This is a genomic window from Pseudobutyrivibrio xylanivorans DSM 14809, assembly GCF_900141825.1.
GTDB classification, from domain to species: domain Bacteria; phylum Bacillota; class Clostridia; order Lachnospirales; family Lachnospiraceae; genus Pseudobutyrivibrio; species Pseudobutyrivibrio xylanivorans.
Genome location: NZ_FQYQ01000006.1, coordinates 73,513 through 91,561, shown reverse-complemented (window position 1 = coordinate 91,561; position 18,049 = coordinate 73,513). Strand labels below are relative to the sequence as shown.

Sequence of the window (18,049 nt, the reverse complement as noted above, 5' to 3'; positions counted from 1 at the left end):
ATGGCTAATAATAATTTATTAGTTGGTGCTGTTACAAATGGTGAATACACCAAGACACAGGCGTCACAGGATACAACAAAAGCCAATCAGTCTGTTACTACTTCAAAAAGTGAAGAAAAGCGTGATACAGGATACAACAAGGATATGTTTTTACAGCTACTTGTAGCTGAAATGCAGTATCAGGATCCATTGCAACCAAGTGATAATAGTGAATATGTTGCGCAGCTGGCTTCATTCACACAGGTTGAAGCTATGCAGTCACTTCAGAACAACATGGAGACTATCCAAAGTAATAGTATTGTTGGAAAGGTAGTTGCACTTAATGTAAATGGACAGGAGATAGCCGGAAAGGTTGATTTTGTTCAGAAGGATGATAAAAAGGGAATGATGCTTTCTATTGATGGAGAGCTTTATGAAATGTCAAATATGGTTTCTGTAGTTGACACAGATTATTACAACGCTAAATATCTTGCAAATCTTCTTACAGACGCAATTAAGAAGCTTCCTGATAAGGAATCAGTTACAGTAAAGGATGGAGATGTTATTACAGAAGCGGTTGGCATCTATAATGCGATGGATGAATATGACAGGAGCTTCGTGGATGAAAAGCTTTTGAAGAAGTATGAAGAGACAGTCACTCAGTACTACACGCTAATAAACAAAGATTCAGAAGCAGATAATAAGACTGAGGAGACAAAAGAGAATAAGGCTGAGAAAACAGAAGCTACAGATAAGATTGACACAAGTGATGCAAAAGAGGTTTAGTTTAGGAGGCATATATGAGTAATTTAAATATTAATCCAAATTTTACCTCCATCGAGAAGGTAGCTGGAACCTATCTCAATCCAGCAGCTGAGTCCAGGCCACTTGGCAATTTAAATGGTGCAAGTTTTGAGGATATATTTAAGCAGAAGCTTCAAAGTGCTTCAGAACTTAAATTTTCCAAGCACGCTGCACAAAGGCTTGATGACAGAAATATAGAGCTCACGGAGGAGCAATCCCTTAGGCTAGAAGAAGGAGTCATGAAGGCTTCTGAAAAAGGGATTACTGATTCTTTAGTGTTAGTTGATACATTAGCTTTTATAGTAAATGTACCAAACCAGACTGTAGTTACAGCTATGGACCAGACTGAATCAGATGAGAACATTTTTACCAATATTGATGGTGCTGTTATAGTTTAGCTGGACCTTATGGAAGCTAATTGTCGCTGACTGACAGAAGCGACAGACAGCACCTCCCGTGAGGAGGTCATTAGTTATGATGAGATCACTTTTCTCTGGTGTAGCAGGTCTTAAGACACACCAGACCAAGATGGACGTTATCGGTAATAATATCGCTAACGTTAACACTGTTGCGTTTAAATCTTCTGCAACAACTTTCTCTGATATCATGTATCAAACTACACAGCAGGCATCAGGTGCAACAGCAACACGTGGTGGTACTAACGCTAAGCAGATAGGTCTTGGTGTTACTAATGGTGCAACCAAAGTTTCTATCACATCTGCAGGTGCTGCGCAGTCTACAGGTGATGCACTTGATATCAGACTTACAGATTCAAATACTACAAATTTCTTTATCGTTAACAACGGTTCTAAGAATTTATTTACCAGAGCAGGTTCTTTCTATATCGATGGAAATGGTAACCTTGCAATGACTACAACTGGATACTTGGTAATGGGATGGCAGGTAGACCCTGAGGATCCATCAAATATTATCAAGGATACAGTTTCTCCTTTGAGAGTAATGAAGACTGAGAATCTTACTTCTGCACCTGAAGCTACTACAGCAGCTAATTTTGCAGGTGTTATCGATAAGAATGATAGTCAGTTTGAAAGCTCAGGCGGTTATGTAAGAACATTTACACTGTACGACAATTTAGGTTATTCCTACACAGCAAAGTTTGCTATTAAGAAGGCTGATGGAACACTTGGAAAATACACTATTGAGCTTACAAGTATCCTTGATCAGGATAATAATGATTTGTTAAAGGATTATATAGCTCAGGGTGGAAGGCTTGAGGACGTTTTTGGTGTAGCTGGTACAACAGCTAAGAGCTATACCTTATCATCAAATGTTGCATGGGACGATACTTTAGGCAAATATGTCTTTACGGATCCTGCTAATAATGCAAATAAGTATGTTATGGATCAGGCTGCAGTAGGTGGAGCAGTTACTCTTGACAGACTTGTAAATGGTGTAGCTGAAGGTAATCCTCAATCTTATGCAGATAAGGGCTTCACTTTGACTGATATATTTGGCGTTTCTGCTGATGATTTACAAAATTTAGTAGGTGATCCAGATTATACAAATCTAAATTTATCTACAAAATCAAGCACAAATTCGGTAACGATGTCATTTAATACTGTTAACTATGGTCTTCAGTTTGATACTAAGGAGGGTACAATTATTTCAGCTGGTAATGCCGGCGGAACAAGGTTAATGCTTAATACAGCTCTTGTTGGACCTAACAGAAGTGATACAGATCCTAGAACTGGTGAGCTTGTTAACAATGCTATGTCAAACATTGAAATCGAGTTTGGTAGCCTTTTAAATTATGATAACAAGGGAACATCAACTGTTGTTGCAAACCGTGGTATTCCAGATGGTTCTTCAATGAGAGGTGAAGGAAAGAAACTTGGTACAATGACCGGCCTTTCAGTACAGAATGATGGTAAGATTTTCGGTTCTTACAGTAATGGTAATACAGTTCTTTTAGGACAGATTGCAGTTGCACAGTTTGCAAATGCTTCTGGTCTGGAGGAGATGGGTGATAACTGCTATGATACAACACTTAACTCTGGTGAGTTCGATGGTATCGGTATTGATATTTCTGCTGATGGATCTTCAATGAATACTGGACAGCTTGAAATGGCTAACGTAGACCTTTCAAGCGAGTTTACAGACATGATTACCACACAGCGTGGATTCCAGGCCAACTCACGTATTATCACTGTTTCAGATACCATGCTTGAAGAATTAATCAACCTTAAGAGATAATTTATAGACATTTTTTGAAAGAGAGGGCATAGCCCTCTCTTTCTTAATTTTTTATAAAAATCTGAAAAATTTGTGAATAATCAATATTTAGTGGTTTGGACATAAAAATTACACAATAATATGCGACCATTTTACTAAGAAAAGTAGACAATAATGTACAAATCTAGTAAAATAATCACAAAAGTGTATACCGAGTAATTCTATACAGATTATTCTGGATTTTCGCATTGGAGGCTAGTTTCTAATTCATTAACAAGGTGGTGAGAGTTTGGATATAGCTTCACTTATCGGCTTAGGACTTGGTGTTGTAATGGTTGTCTTCGGTATCGTTTCATCAGGTGGTGTAGCCGCAATGGCAAACTTCATAGATGTTCCATCTGTAATTATTACTATTGGTGGCTCTTTGTCTGCGTGTATCACCTGTAATAAGATGCCAGATTTCATTGCTGGTCTTAAGGGCATTGGTATAGCTATAAAAGAACCTCCTGTTGGAAATGCGGCGGACACTATTGGTAATATTATAAACTTGGCTAATATTTCTCGTAAAGAGGGTATTCTTGCTCTCGAAGAGGCTGCTCATAGCATTGAGGATGAGTTCTTAAAAAAAGGAATCAACCTTGTAGTTGATGGTACTGATCCAGAACTTGTTAGAGCTATTCTTGAGACTGATATGAGCTGCCTTGAAGACAGACATAAAAAGGTTATTGCTTTCTATGGTAAATGGGGTGAAATGGGACCTGCTTGGGGAATGATTGGAACCCTGGTAGGACTTGTAAATATGTTACAGAACCTGTCAGATGCATCCACCATTGGCCCTAATATGGCGGTTGCATTACTTACGACCTTGTATGGTTCACTTATCGCTAACTGGTACACAGGTCCTGTAGGAACAAAACTTGGTGTAGATAATGCAATTGAAATTATGATGAAGTCAATAACCGTGGAAGGTCTTCTTTCGATTCAGGCCGGTGAAAATCCACGTGTTATAGAGGAAAAACTTAAATCATTCCTTCCACCTTCTGCTAGAGAAGGCATCGGCAGCGGCGATGGAGGAGGTGAAGGCTAATGGCAAAGAAGCAAAAGCAAGAAGAAGCTCCTGCTGGGTCTCCTGCCTGGATGGCCACTTTCTCCGACTTAATGAACCTGCTACTTTGTTTCTTCGTTTTGCTTTTCTCAATGAGTAGTACTGATACAGCAAAATTCGAAGAGGTGATAGCAAGTATTCAGTCGAGCTTCAGTATTTTTTCATCAGGTGGTAGTTCCATCGGTGAAGGTCATATGATTTCTTCTGGTATTAGCCAGCTGGAAATGTTTGACGATTATTTCAAGAGTGTTACTGATGGTGAGGACGAGGACTACGAAAAACAGGGAGCCTCAAATCAAAAGGTAGAGGGCGAACAATCTGAAGATGGTGCAAACACTGAAAATGGTTCTCAGACAGAGCAAGGACAAAGTCCAGGAGATACCAGTAGTCAGATTGAAAATATTTCGGAAATGTCTGTTGCAGAAGCAAAGAAAGCACTAGAAAATGCAGGTGTTTCTGAAAGCGAAGAGATTGCCGAGGAAATTGAAGAGAAGCTTAAACTTCACGGACTTCAGGATACTGTAGAGGTAGATTTCAATGCTGAATATGTAATGATTACCATAAATGGTGCATTACTATTTGATTCAGGAAAGGCTTATTTAGCTAAGGATGCCATTGGTATTATTGATAATTTGGCAGCTATTATTTCTGAATATAATCAAAATATTATAGAAATTGAAGGTCACACAGATAACGTACCAATGCATTCTGGTACTTACGAAAATAATGATGTACTTTCAATGTATAGAGCTTTATACGTTGCTGATAGAATCAGGCAGCAGACAAATTTGAATCCAGCATATATTAAATCTGCTGGTAGAGGAGAATATGTTCCTATTGCAGACAATAGCACTGCAGAAGGAAGAGCCAGAAACAGAAGAGTAGAAATTAAGATATTTAATAAATATTCTTCAGATTTTGGTTCAGACTCTATAGTAAATGAGTAGAAAGGGGACCGAGCATGAAAAAGAATTTGATTACGGTAGTTATACTCGCTCTGGTTGTGGTAAATCTTGTTCTTACAGCGGTTCTTACAATTACTATTATTCCTGAAACGCAGAAAGCTAATGAGCTTATTACAAAGGTTTGCTCAGCAATAGATCTTGATTTGGTGGCTGGCGATACAGCTGGTTCTCTTGCAATAAATGTGGAGAACATGGTTGATTATCCTGTTAATTCAGGTTCTACTCAGACGATTAACCTTAAGGATGATGGAGATGGTGAAGCTCATTACGCGGTACTTGCGGTTTCGCTTTCAATGGATAACCAAAACGAAGATTACGCTAAATTTGCCGCGGATGGCACGTTGACGCCATATGATAATATTTTGAATGATACTATCAAGACGGTAGTTGCAGGACATACCATAGATGAGATGAGAAACAACGAGGAGGGCGTAAAGGAAGAAATCCTTGAGGCTATCCAGTCGTTGTTTAAATCATCATTTATTGTAAGAGTTAATTTTTCAAGTGCTACATACCAATAGCATATTTTTTCCAAATCTTTGATTTGTGAAAAATTATGCTGTGAGGCCCACTTTGCCGTAGGCAATTATAATGGCCGAACTTCATTGTTTTATTATACAACCTTCGGGGATGAATGGTGGTGAGAAAGCTTGGGTGACGTTCTTTCACAAAACGAAATAGATAATCTGCTTCATGCTTTGACTAGTGGTGAGCTTGATGCTGAAGAGATTAAAAACAACAAAGAAAAGCCTGTAAAGAACTATGACTTTGCCAGACCATCAAAGTTCTCAAAAGAGCATCTTCGTACAATGGAGATTATCTTTGAACATTATGGTCGATTGCTTTCTACTAATCTGCCAATCTTCTTACGAAAAAATATACAGATTGAGGTTATGAACTCCGAAGCAGTTACATACATGGAGTTTTCTAATTCTCTTTCAAACCCGGTTCTTTTAGGTGTAGTTGATTTTTCTCCTTTGGAGGGAAATATTATCGTAGAAATGGCATCCAATCTTGGATTTGCCATGGTAGACAGAATGTTAGGAGGAGTTGGAGAGCCTCTTGATAAAGTTAGAGATTTCTCTGAGATAGAGCTTTTGCTCATTGAAAGAATTATGACCTCCTGCATAGAGCTCTTAAGGGAGCCTTGGGAGAACGTTCTGGACGTTCATCCAAGACTAGAGCGAATTGAAACAAACTCTCAGTTCGCACAGATTATATCGCCGTCAGAAATGATAGCGATTGTCACCTTGAATATAAAGATAGGTGACGTGGAAGGCCTTATGAATATTTGTCTTCCATTTATTACTTTAGAGCCAGTTATGGACAAATTGAACACAAAGTTCTGGTATAGTAGTCAAAAGGAGAAAACAGGAACCAGTTTCTCTGATACTGTTGAAGCCCTTATCAGTAGGGCTAAGATACCTGTAAAAGCGGTACTTGGCAACAGTGTTATTACAGTAGCTGATTTCTCACAGCTCCAGGTAGGCGACATAGTAAAACTAGATACAAAGGTTGACGAAGAACTGGATGTATTTGTGGGCGACATTAGGAAATTCGCTGCCCTTCCAGGTGCTTCAGGAAAAGAATACGCAGTTAGAGTTACACAGATCATAAGAGAGGAGTAGCGAATGGGCGACGGTGTATTATCACAGGATGAGATAAATGCACTACTTAGTGGTGGCATTCCCGATGCTGCGCCAGCTGATGATGGTGGCGGGGGTTCTGGCGGAGCAGGCGGAGAACTCTCAAACGAACAGATTGATACTATTGGCGAGGTTGCCAATATCAGCATGGGTAGTGCAGCAACATCATTGTTTGCACTTGTAAATATCAAAGTAGAGATTTCTACTCCTGTAGTTACAGAAACAACCTGGGATGAATTAGCTTCCCAATATACGGATAAATGCGTTGTAGTTCGTATTGGATATACGAAGGGTATTGATGGTAGTAACGTTCTCGTTTTAAAAGAGAACGATGTTAAAGTCATTACCGATTTGATGATGGGTGGAGATGGAACAAACACCGATGGTGAGATTACCGAGCTTCATCTTTCAGCTATATCAGAAGCCATGAACCAGATGATGGGGGCTTCGGCGACCTCCCTTTCATCTATGCTTGGCATGATGGTAGATATTTCTCCACCAACAGCAACACTTACTGATTTAACAGCAATTAGCGGTGGTGAGATAGATTCTTTCCTTGAAAGTAATTTCGTTAGAATTGCTTTCAAAATGGAAATTGGAGATCTAGTTGATTCAGAAATGATGCAGCTGTATCCAATTTCTCTTGCGAAGGAAATGTGTAATGCGGTGCAAAACACAATGGAGAACGATACCAAGTCTACAGTAGACGCTGGAGTTGCTCCAGAGCCAGCACCTGCTGCAGCACCTCCTCCAGAGGCAGCACCACAGGCAGCAGCGCCTCCTCCACAGGCAGCACCACCACCTCAGATGGATCCAAATGCTATGGCAGGGCAGCAGATGCCTCCATATATGTACATGCCGCAGCCTACAATCAATGTACAGCCTGCGCAGTTTACTCCATTTGGGCCAGGATTCTCCGCACAGTTTGCACAGGAGAATATAGACCTGATTTTGGATGTACCACTTGATGTTACCGTTGAATTAGGTCGAACCAATAAAACAATCCAAGATATTTTGGATTTTGCTCCAGGTACTATCATCGAGCTGAATAAAATAGCCGGTGAACCAATAGATGTGCTTGTTAATGGCAAGTATGTGGCCAAGGGTGAAGTAGTAGTAATTGAAGAATCCTTTGGAGTACGTATTACAGAAATCATCAAAGAATAAATACATATTTAAGGAGATGAAGACATGGCAAAAAACATTTTAATCTGTGACGATGCTGCTTTCATGAGAATGATGATCAAGGACATTCTCACAAAGAATGGCTACAATGTAGTCGGCGAAGCTGAGAACGGCAAGATTGCTGTTGATAAGTATGCTGAACTTACACCAGACCTTGTTCTTCTGGATATCACAATGCCAGAAATGGATGGTATTGGTGCATTAAAGGCCATTAAAGAGAAGGATCCAAACGCTTGCGTTATCATGTGTTCTGCTATGGGTCAGCAGGCCATGGTTATCGAGGCTATTCAGTCTGGAGCAAAGGACTTTATCGTTAAGCCATTCCAGGCAGAGAGAGTTCTCGAAGCTGTTAAGAAGGTAATTGGATAATTATGCTTTTTCTTTCTTCTGCTGGTGAGAGTTTTCTTCAGTTAATTTTTGTATTAATTGTATTTGTTGGTGTTCTAGCTGTTACTTATTATGTGACAAAATGGATTGCCGGCTACCAGAAGACCCAGGGCTTCAATAAAAACCTTGAAATTATCGAAGCTATCAAAATCTCCAGCAATAAATATGTTCAAATAATAAGAGCCGGTCAGGATCGATATTTCTTGATTGCCATAGGTAAGGACGAGGTTGTTCCTCTCGGGGAAATATCATCCGACCAGCTTAAAGAAATCGAGGAAGGTGAGGCATCGCCTATTACACCGGTGGATTTCAAAAGCGTATTGGACAAATTCTCAAAGAAGAAATAATAACATCGTTGGGGCAGATTATGTTATGGATAAAATCAAAAAGGTGTATTTACTCTTCAGCATTATTTTTGCAACTGTAGTTGTTATGTTTACCCTTTTATCTACTGGGATTACAGTGCAGGCAACAGAATACAACGACACCCAGTATGGGGCAGCAAACGAAACCTACGGTGCGACGGAAAATGCACCAAATGCTTCGGATGAAGTTGTTGGCGAAAGAAATGGTTTTACATTAACGTTCAATGGCGAGGATGGAAATTTTTCTTCCACCCTTAGGATGTTATTGGTTTTAACCATCCTTACATTATCGCCTTCAATTCTCATAATGTTAACTTCCTTTACCAGATGTGTCATTGTTCTACACTTTGTACGCGCTGCTATTGGAACTAACACAGCGCCTCCGAATCAGGTTTTGATTGGTTTGGCGTTGTTTTTAACATTATTCATTATGTCTCCGGTGCTGACTACAATTAAAACAGAGGCAATTGATCCTTTTGATGCAGGAGAGATTACTCAGGAGGAAGCTATAGATGCAGCTATAGCCCCTATAAGAGGGTTTATGTATGGTCAGACTCAGACTAAGGATTTAAATTTGTTCTGTGATATAGCTGGTATTACCTATGAAAAAGATCATTATGATGATGTTCCTTTCACCGTTGTAGTTCCAGCATTTATATTATCAGAACTGAGAACAGCCTTTATTATAGGCTTTATGATTTACATTCCATTTATTGTTATTGATATGGTTGTTGCATCAGTACTTATGTCAATGGGTATGATGATGCTTCCACCTACTACGATTTCATTACCGTTTAAGATATTACTATTTGTATTAGTAGATGGTTGGGATCTTGTTATTGGTGGACTGGTAAAGACATTCTATTAACGCTTTATCATTTCACCCGGGGGCTTTAGGAGAGGGTAGTTATGACTGAAGGACAGGTATTAGATATCATAAGAGATGCGGTTTATATGCTTCTGATAACATCTCTACCACTTTTGCTGGTATCCCTTACTATAGGTTTGGTCATCAGTATTTTTCAAACAGTCACATCTATTCAGGAGCAAACTCTTACATTCATTCCTAAGATTGTAGGGGTATTTGCGGCTCTTCTATTTTTCGGTCCATGGATGCTAACAGTGTTAACAGAATATATCACTGAATTGTGGTCAAATTTTAGTATTTATCTGGGCTAGAAATGAATGTTTAGTTTACATTTTACATTAGAAAATTTTGAATATTTCTTGTTGATACTTACACGCATATCCATGTTCGTAGTAGTAGCACCTTTCTTTAACATCAGCAATACACCAGCAAGGGTGAAAGTCGGCTTTGCGGCAATTGTTTCCCTTCTTTTGTATTTTGTGGTTGATTTTAGTGCGCTTAACTATTCTACAGTAGTTGGATATGCTTTTTTAGTTACGAAGGAAGCTTTAACTGGACTAATTATCGGGTTTTCCACCTATTGTTGCTCTTTCATAATTCTTCTTGCAGGAAATATGATTGATATGAACATAGGTCTTTCCATGGCACAGGAATACGACCCGACACTTCGTACTGAATCCAGTGTTACTGGTACCTTGTACAACAATTTTATTATGATTCTCCTGGTTTTATCGGGAATGCATAGATATATTTTTAAGACCTTTTGCGATGCTTTTACATTAATCCCTATTGGTGGAACTATTTTTAAATGGGATTCACTTTTTCTATCCACCATACAGTTTATGGGAGATGTATTTGTAATAGCTTTTAGAATAATCCTTCCGGTTTTTGCAGTAATTATGATATTAAATTCCATACTTGGAATCATGGTTAAGGTTGCGCCTCAGATTCACATGTTTTCTGTAGGTGCTCAGCTTAAAATAATTGTGGGATTTACAGTTTTATTCTTAACGATTTTCCTTTTACCTGATATTGCGGCTTTTATTTTCAAGGAAATGAAAACAATGCTTAGTTTATACATTCAGGGGTTGTATTGATGACAGAGACTCGTGTATTACTTTTTCCTTATAATCTGCAGTTTTTTGCAGATGGTGAGGGTGGAGAGAAAACTGAACAACCTACCAGTAAGAAGCTTACTGATGCCAGAAACGAAGGTAAAGTTGCAAAAAGTAAGGAGATAGTAAATGGCATAGCTCTTTTAGGTTTTTTCTTTGCATTAAGTGTGTTTCTTTCATTTGCAGGAGTGCGATTTGAAGAAATATTTGCCTGGATTTATTCCATTATTCCTGATGTTGTTTCTTATAACGGAAGTGGTCTTACAATCCATACAATAACAGGCATATTTAGAACACTTATATTAAAAATGCTTATTATTTTACTTCCATTTTTTGTTATCGGTTTTTTCACAGGATTTGTCACAAACCTTGTTCAGGTAGGCTGGAAGCTGACATTAAAACCGTTACAGCCAAAGCTTAGTAAATTTAACCCAGTAAGTGGTTTTAAACGTATTTTTTCTAAAGATTCGATAGTTAATCTGATAATGGCGTTAGCAAAGATTTTTCTTGTTTGCTATATAGCATATGTATCAATAAGAGATCAGGCTGGAAACCTATTTATCCTTTATGATATCGGACTTAAAGCCGCATTAAGTCTTGTATTCAAGCTTATATGTGAGGTCGGTATAAAAATCAGTATTGTATATATAATCCTTGGCTTCATAGATTATGCGTACCAGAAATGGAAATTCACTAATGATATGAAGATGACTAAACAAGAGGTTAAGGACGAATATAAAAATACTGAAGGAGATCCAAAGATTAAGGGTAAGCAGCGTCAGAAAATGATGGAGACATCTCAACGAAGAATGATGAAGAACGTTCCACAGGCCGATGTTGTAATTACGAACCCTACCCATATTGCTGTTGCAATTTTATATGACAACACAAAGGATGAGGCTCCAAGAGTTATTGCAAAGGGTGAAGATTATCTTGCTAAAAAAATCAAGGAAACCGCAACAGAAAGCGGTGTACCAATTGTTGAAAACAAACCGCTGGCAAGAGCTTTATATGCTACGGTTGATATTGATCAAACAATCCCGCCTGAGCTTTATCAGGCTGTAGCTGAAATTTTAGCTGTAGTTTATACAGAAAGAGATAAGGCTGTTTAAAATATCGAGGAAAGGGGGAGCTGAGTAATGGATTTTGCTGCATCTGTAAAGAAAACTGATGTTGGAATAGCTTTATACCTGCTTGCGGCTGTTGCGTTCTTTATTATTCCAATTCCAAATTTTTTGCTGGATATAATGATTGCTTTCAATATATCCATTGCTCTTATTGTCCTTATGAATGTCCTGTTTGTACAGGAGGTTCTGGACATGTCATTCTTCCCAACGCTTTTGCTTTTTACAACAATTTTTAGAATTTCACTGAACGTATCCTCTACAAAGCTTATTCTTTCAAGCGGAGACCCAGGAAACGTTGTTAGAACATTCGGTACTTTCGTAGGTGGAAACAATCTTATTATAGGTGGCATTATCTTCCTGATTTTGATAATCATTCAGTTCATGGTTATCAATAAAGGTTCAGAGCGTGTAGCTGAAGTATCAGCACGATTTACCTTGGATGCTATGCCTGGTAAACAGATGGCTATTGACGCTGATTTGAATACCGGTGCCATTGATGATCAGGAAGCTAAAAGACGAAGAGATAAGATTCAGGAAGAATCAGCATTCTTCGGAGCTATGGACGGTGCCACTAAGTACGTAAAAGGAGATGCTACAGCCGGTCTTATTATCACTGTTGTAAATATGGCAGGTGGTACAGCCCTTGGAATGATTAATCAGGGATTACCATTTGCTGAGGCAATTCAGCAGTTTGGCATTTTAACCATAGGTGATGGTCTTGTTTCACAGATTCCGTCACTGCTTATTTCGTTATCAACAGGTATTTTGGTAACTAAGGGTTCAAAGGCAGCTGATTTCTCAGGAACACTCGTTAAACAGCTCTTTGGTTTACCAAAGGTTTTGTATATTGTGGCAGGTTCTATGGCAGTACTTGCATTCACACCTCTTAATACTGTTTTATTCCTTGGATTTGCTGCAGCCTTTGGGGTATCAGGTTATTCAATGTCAAAGACTCTAGGCGAAGAGGAGATAGAGCAGGAGGTTGCTGCAGAGGAAACAGAGGCAGAAGAAATAAGAAAGCCGGAAAATGTTGTTTCGCTGTTGCAGGTTGATCCAATCGAGCTGGAGTTTGGTTACGGAATTATTCCTCTTGCTGATGTTAACCAGGGTGGAGACTTACTTGATCGAGTTGTTATGATTCGAAGGCAAATTGCTTTGGAGCTTGGTACTGTTGTTCCGATTATTCGACTTAGAGATAATATTCAGCTTAATCCAAATCAATATATTATTAAGATTAAAGGAATTCAGGTTACTGAAGGAGAAATCCTTTTCGACCATTATATGGCAATGAATCCAGGTTATGTGGAAGAGGAAATTACAGGTATTCCTACATTTGAGCCATCCTTCCACCTGCCGGCTATATGGATTACAGAAAGCCAGCGTGAGAGGGCTGAATCTTTAGGTTATACAGTTGTTGATCCGCCTTCAATCATCGCTACTCATCTTACAGAAATTATCAGAAGTCATATTGCAGAGCTTCTCACTAGACAGGATGTCCAGAATCTTGTGGACAATCTCAAGGAATCAAATCCTGTTATTGTTGACGAGCTTATTCCAAAGCTTCTTGGCCTTGGCGATGTACAGAAGGTATTACAAAATTTGTTGTCAGAAGGCATTTCAATAAGAGATTTGCTTTCAATATTTGAGGTTTTGGCAGATCACGCTACAACAACCCATGATACGGATGTTTTGACAGAATATGTTCGACAGGGATTAAAGCGAGCAATCTCCGGAAGATATTTTGCTCCTAACGAGGTTACACAGGTTATCACTGTTGATCCTAAGGTAGAGCAAGATATTATGGCTTCAATTAAACAGACGGAGCAGGGTGCATATCTAACCCTTGATCCAGAGAGAATAAAAGCAATAATTGGCTCACTGGAGGATGAGATTAAAAAGATTGAAGATATGGGACGGACTCCAATAGTTGTCACATCTCCGATTGTAAGAATGTACTTCAAGAGCATGACTCAAGACTATATAAAGGATTTAATTGTTGTTTCCTATAATGAGATTGATTCAAATGTTGAACTTTCATCAGTGGGAATGGTTACAGGGTGAATTAAATGGTTATTAACAAGTACACTGGAAAAACTGAAGAAGAGGCAATGTCTAAGGTTAGAGAAGAACTTGGAAATGCTGCTGTTATCATGAACGTAAAAGTGATTAAACCAAAGGGGCTTAGAAGCTTCTTTAAAAGCAGCACTTACGAGGTTACTGCCGCTGTAGAGGATGATGGATTCTCTAAAGAGGCACTAGATTTTGCTAATGTAGCTTCAGAAACAGAGGAGAATAATAGCGAAGAAAAGATTGGTACTTTTGATGCTGTTGCAGATGATGCACTTATTTTAAAGGATGCATTCTCTGCAGTTAATGAAGTGTTAGAGAAACAGGAGGGAGATACTATGACTTCTAATCAAGTTGAATTTGAACCTCTGTCTGGCTCGGCACCAAGAGCGAAACTAATCGAACCTACCTATTCTAAGCCAGCCTTTGTTAAGGCTCCAGTTAAACCTGAGCCAGAGGAAGAAACAACTGTAGGAAGGACTCCAGTTGAGATGCCAATTGCCGCATCTCATAGTGAAAAGCTTTCCATTGATAATGACAACCATGTATTTGTTAAGATGCTCTATAACGTTCTTTTGGATAATGAGGTTCAGGAGAAGTACATAAATCAGGTTTTAGATGATATGGATAAGGTGCTTCAGACCAGTCATTCTCTTGATAATCTGTTGTCTTCAGTTTATCAGAAAATGGTTCTAAAGCTTGGTACTCCTACACGTATAGTTGCTGGGGAAAAGAAACCTAAGGTTATTTTCTTCATTGGTCCTACAGGTGTAGGTAAAACCACTACAATTGCAAAAATTGCTTCTAAGTTTAAGGTTGAAGAAGGTAAAAAAGTCGGTCTTATTACAGCCGATACATTTAGAATGGCAGCCGCAAATCAGTTACAGACTTATGCCAATATTCTTGGAGTTCCACTGAATGTTATTTATTCTTCTGATGAACTTTTGGATACAGTTAAGAAGCAGAATAGAGAATGCCAGGATCTTGATGTGATTCTTGTTGATACTATTGGTTTTTCTCACAAGAATCAGGATCAGAAGAACGATACAAAAAAATTGGTTAACGCATTGGGTGAGTTCTACGACAGCGAGGTTTACCTTGTTTTGTCTGCTACAACAAAACATAAAGATTTGATAGATATAGCAGATACATATATGGAATTTACAAAGTTTAATCTTATATTTACCAAGCTTGATGAAACAAAGTGCCTTGGTAATATCTTTAATTTGAAGCTTTATACTGGCGCACCTCTTTCTTATATTACCACAGGCCAGAATGTACCAGACGATATTGAAATTGTTAATGCCCAGAAGCTGGTTAAACAGTTATTGGGAGGAAACTAAATGGATCAAGCGGAAAATTTACGAAACGTAATAAAGGCCCAGAGCATCAGAAATGTTGAGAATACAAAGGTTATTACTATTACATCTGGTAAGGGTGGAGTAGGAAAATCAAACATGGCGGTAAACCTTGCTATTCACTTTTCGCAGATGGGTAAAAAGGTAATTATCCTTGATGCGGATTTTGGTTTGGCTAATGTTGAGGTAATGTTTGGAACCTTGCCAAAATATAATCTATCAGATGTGATTTTTAATGGGAGAAGCATCAGAGATATTATTTCAACTGGTCCCATGGGAATAGGATTTGTTTCTGGTGGTTCTGGTGTTGTTGGATTAAATAATCTAAATCGTGAACAAATTACGTTTTTAGTGCATAATCTATCACTTTTAAATGACTTATGTGATATTCTTATAATAGATACCGGTGCGGGCGTTTCGGACCAGGTTTTGGAGTTTGTTTTAGCTTCACCTGAAGTTATTCTAGTTTCTACTCCAGAACCAAGCTCACTTACCGATTCATATTCTTTAATGAAAGCTATGTGTAAAAGTAGCAAATATATTAAGGATGGAACCAATGTTCATTTGGTGGCAAATAAAGTGAACAGCGAGGCTGAAGGAAGGGCTGTTTACTTGAAGATGCAATCTGTGGTGAAAAAGTTTTTAGGTGGTGATTTAGATTATCTAGGGTTTATACCATATGATGGTAATTTAGAGAAAGCAGTTAGAAACCAAAAGGTTGTGTCTTTAGAATATCCGACTAGTAAGGCATCAAAAAGCTTTGAAGGGATTGCATCAAAGCTACTTCAGAAAGATGAACACACACATTATAAATGGGGTGTTTCACATATTTTCAGTGCACTTTTAAGAGATAGGGCATAGTTTATGGAAATATTCGATCTGAGGCCTGGCACACCTATTGAATTTACAATTGCCAGCACAAATTCTGACATTGAAAACAACATAGATGAGGATAGGAGTGTATACATATCCAGTGTATTTGGCGTAACAAAGAATAAGGATATAGTATTTCACATTCCTACCAGGAAGGGACATACAGTCACAATACCGATGAATGTTCCTTTTAATGCTGTCTTCAATACGAAAAGCGGAATGTTTCAGTTGACTGGAGAGATAACAAAACGAGGAAAGCTTGAAAATTTTCCTGTGTATGTATTTGTTCCATCAACAGAACTGAAGAAGGTTCAAAGGAGAGACTATTTCAGGTTTGAGTGCCTTATTTCAGTGAAAATTTTACCGGTTCCAGAAGATGTAGCATTGCTACCTAACATGGAGCTTGTGGAAAGGGATTTGGAAAAATACGGTAACACGTATGGTGAACCTGTAGAGGGAAATATAGTGGATATTAGCGGAGGTGGAGCTAAAATCCATGCTAAAAAGGATGTTTTAACTGACCGGTATATGTATGTATCCTTTAGGCTGAAATCAAGTACAGTCAATGAAAGGATAAATGCAATAGCCAGAATGGTTAGAAATGAATATAAACAGGAACTTGGTATTTTTGAACATAGAATAGAGTTTTTGTTTAAAGAGGCAGAAGACAGGGAGACAATTATTAAGTACATTTTTGACGAGGAGCGACGTTTAAGAAAGAAGGATCAAGGGTAAAGAATGTATAAGATTTTGGTTGTTGATGATTCTGCACTTATGCGAAGGGTTATCTGTGATATTATCAACGCAGATAGTGATTTTCGTGTAGTCGACGTTAGTGCAGACGGCGAAGATGCTTACAACAAAATAAAGAACAATCCATATGATCTTGTGGTACTTGATATGGTTCTTCCAAAGCTTCAGGGCGTTGATTTACTCGCCAAGCTTTCTAACGAGAAGATACCGTTTAACGTAGTATTAGTCAGTTCCATCCTCAAAGAGGATACAGAAAGTACCATAAGGGCTTTGGAATATGGTGCATTAGACTTTGTAGTAAAGCCAATTCGTTCAGGTAGTGATACCAGAGATGTTTTTGGGCGCCAGCTGATAACTGCTTTGCACAACGCTACAAAACAGTCCAATTTTAGGCAGATTTCAGCCAGGAGAACACCAAGCGATGCTACAAAGACTATTGAGGAGTCGAGACGCTCAACATTTGAAAGAATGGAGAACGTCAAAAGGAGTCTACAGGCGGCGAAAACCGGAGGTGGTAGTGCGCAAACCACTTCTTCGTCTAGTTCGTCACCATCGCAGACACCTGTTGAGAGAAAGCCTGTCACTCAAGCTTCGACTCAAACAGCGAGCAGCACTCCTCCGGTTGTGGAGAAAAAATCTTCTTCACCTCCTCCAAAACCAGTAGGCACAGGCGTTAGAACAAAAAAGATTATCGCTCTTGCTTGTTCCACCGGAGGGCCACAGGCTTTGCACACATTTATTCCAATGCTTCCAGCTACTTTATCTGTACCGCTGGTCCTTGTTCAACATATGCCAGAAGGCTTTACAGCTTCTCTTGCAGCAAGACTTGATCAGATATCTGCGGTTAATGTTAAAGAAGCTGAAAATGGAGAGTACTTTAAACCTGGATGGGTTTATATTACGCCGGGTGGTAAGCACATGGAAATCTGCGAAGACGGAAGTCGGGCAGCATATTGTCATTTGGATGACAGCCCACCTGTAAACAGTTTGAAACCTTGTGCAGATGTAATGTACAGGTCACTCATTAAATCTAGTTTTGATGAGATTATTTGTGTAGTTCTTACAGGAATGGGAGCAGATGGATCTGAAGGAATTAAATACTTGAATCAATACAAAAAGACTTACGTAATTTCGCAAGAAGCTTCCACATGCGTTGTATATGGAATGCCGAAGGCAGTGGAACAGGGGGGGCTTTCCAATGAGGTTGTTCCACTTAAATCAGTTGCTAATTCAATTGTAAAAAGGTTGTAGAAAACTGG

The 18,049-nt window shown here is 38.8% G+C and carries 19 protein-coding genes; all 19 read left to right on the top strand.

Going from position 1 to position 18,049, the window contains the following annotated elements; genetic code table 11:
- The 19 genes from BUA88_RS06240 (at position 1) to cheB (ending at position 18,041) form a co-directional block, all read left to right on the top strand.
- On the top strand, positions 1-765 hold the full coding sequence (locus tag BUA88_RS06240) for a flagellar hook assembly protein FlgD (protein WP_072914415.1): 765 nt from the start codon (positions 1-3) through the stop codon (positions 763-765).
- A gap of 14 nt (positions 766-779) precedes the next feature.
- The gene (locus BUA88_RS06235) at positions 780-1,181 is read left to right on the top strand and encodes a TIGR02530 family flagellar biosynthesis protein (protein ID WP_028246930.1); all 402 of its coding nucleotides are present in this window, start codon (positions 780-782) and stop codon (positions 1,179-1,181) included.
- 76 nt (positions 1,182-1,257) lie between these two features.
- Positions 1,258-2,997, top strand: coding sequence for a flagellar hook protein FlgE (locus BUA88_RS06230; protein ID WP_072914411.1), 1,740 nt, complete (start codon positions 1,258-1,260; stop codon positions 2,995-2,997).
- Positions 2,998-3,265: 268 nt separating this feature from the next.
- Positions 3,266-4,063 (top strand): motility protein A, encoded by a 798-nt coding sequence (locus BUA88_RS06225; protein ID WP_072914408.1) that lies wholly within the window; start codon positions 3,266-3,268, stop codon positions 4,061-4,063.
- Positions 4,063-5,028: an OmpA/MotB family protein gene (locus BUA88_RS06220; RefSeq protein WP_072914405.1), complete on the top strand. Its 966-nt coding sequence runs from the start codon at positions 4,063-4,065 to the stop codon at positions 5,026-5,028. The genes BUA88_RS06225 and BUA88_RS06220 overlap by 1 nt, the downstream gene beginning before the upstream one ends.
- 14 nt (positions 5,029-5,042) lie before the next feature.
- Entirely contained in the window at positions 5,043-5,567 is a 525-nt protein-coding gene (locus BUA88_RS06215; protein ID WP_072914400.1) for a flagellar basal body-associated FliL family protein, read from the top strand.
- Positions 5,568-5,696: 129 nt separating this feature from the next.
- Positions 5,697-6,674: a flagellar motor switch protein FliM gene (gene fliM / locus BUA88_RS06210; protein WP_072914396.1), complete on the top strand. Its 978-nt coding sequence runs from the start codon at positions 5,697-5,699 to the stop codon at positions 6,672-6,674.
- Positions 6,675-6,677: 3 nt separating this feature from the next.
- Complete coding sequence (gene fliY, locus BUA88_RS06205; RefSeq protein WP_072914389.1) at positions 6,678-7,859, top strand: flagellar motor switch phosphatase FliY; 1,182 nt, start codon at positions 6,678-6,680, stop codon at positions 7,857-7,859.
- Positions 7,860-7,883: 24 nt separating this feature from the next.
- On the top strand, positions 7,884-8,246 hold the full coding sequence (locus BUA88_RS06200; protein WP_015549898.1) for a response regulator: 363 nt from the start codon (positions 7,884-7,886) through the stop codon (positions 8,244-8,246).
- A gap of 2 nt (positions 8,247-8,248) precedes the next feature.
- Positions 8,249-8,611 carry a flagellar biosynthetic protein FliO gene (locus BUA88_RS06195; RefSeq protein ID WP_072914385.1) on the top strand — a complete coding sequence of 121 codons (363 nt, stop codon included), beginning with the start codon at positions 8,249-8,251 and terminating at the stop codon, positions 8,609-8,611.
- A gap of 25 nt (positions 8,612-8,636) precedes the next feature.
- A complete protein-coding gene (fliP, locus tag BUA88_RS06190; protein ID WP_072914380.1) occupies positions 8,637-9,497 on the top strand; it encodes a flagellar type III secretion system pore protein FliP in 861 nt (286 codons plus the stop codon).
- Positions 9,498-9,538: 41 nt separating this feature from the next.
- On the top strand, positions 9,539-9,808 hold the full coding sequence (gene fliQ, locus BUA88_RS06185; RefSeq protein WP_028246939.1) for a flagellar biosynthesis protein FliQ: 270 nt from the start codon (positions 9,539-9,541) through the stop codon (positions 9,806-9,808).
- A gap of 6 nt (positions 9,809-9,814) precedes the next feature.
- Positions 9,815-10,594, top strand: a complete 780-nt coding sequence (locus BUA88_RS06180; protein ID WP_072914376.1) for a flagellar biosynthetic protein FliR — start codon at positions 9,815-9,817, stop codon at positions 10,592-10,594.
- Positions 10,594-11,724: a flagellar biosynthesis protein FlhB gene (flhB, locus tag BUA88_RS06175; protein WP_072914372.1), complete on the top strand. Its 1,131-nt coding sequence runs from the start codon at positions 10,594-10,596 to the stop codon at positions 11,722-11,724. The genes BUA88_RS06180 and flhB overlap by 1 nt, the downstream gene beginning before the upstream one ends.
- Positions 11,725-11,751: 27 nt before the next feature.
- Complete coding sequence (flhA, locus tag BUA88_RS06170) at positions 11,752-13,800, top strand: flagellar biosynthesis protein FlhA (RefSeq protein ID WP_072914367.1); 2,049 nt, start codon at positions 11,752-11,754, stop codon at positions 13,798-13,800.
- A 5-nt stretch (positions 13,801-13,805) separates the two neighbouring features.
- Positions 13,806-15,149, top strand: coding sequence for a flagellar biosynthesis protein FlhF (flhF, locus tag BUA88_RS06165; RefSeq protein WP_072914364.1), 1,344 nt, complete (start codon positions 13,806-13,808; stop codon positions 15,147-15,149).
- Positions 15,150-16,025 carry a MinD/ParA family protein gene (locus tag BUA88_RS06160; RefSeq protein WP_072914360.1) on the top strand — a complete coding sequence of 292 codons (876 nt, stop codon included), beginning with the start codon at positions 15,150-15,152 and terminating at the stop codon, positions 16,023-16,025.
- Between the two features lie 3 nt (positions 16,026-16,028).
- Positions 16,029-16,772 (top strand): flagellar brake protein, encoded by a 744-nt coding sequence (locus tag BUA88_RS06155; protein WP_072914356.1) that lies wholly within the window; start codon positions 16,029-16,031, stop codon positions 16,770-16,772.
- Positions 16,773-16,775: 3 nt separating this feature from the next.
- The gene (cheB, locus tag BUA88_RS06150) at positions 16,776-18,041 is read left to right on the top strand and encodes a chemotaxis-specific protein-glutamate methyltransferase CheB (protein ID WP_072914353.1); all 1,266 of its coding nucleotides are present in this window, start codon (positions 16,776-16,778) and stop codon (positions 18,039-18,041) included.
- Positions 18,042-18,049 lie beyond the last annotated feature (8 nt).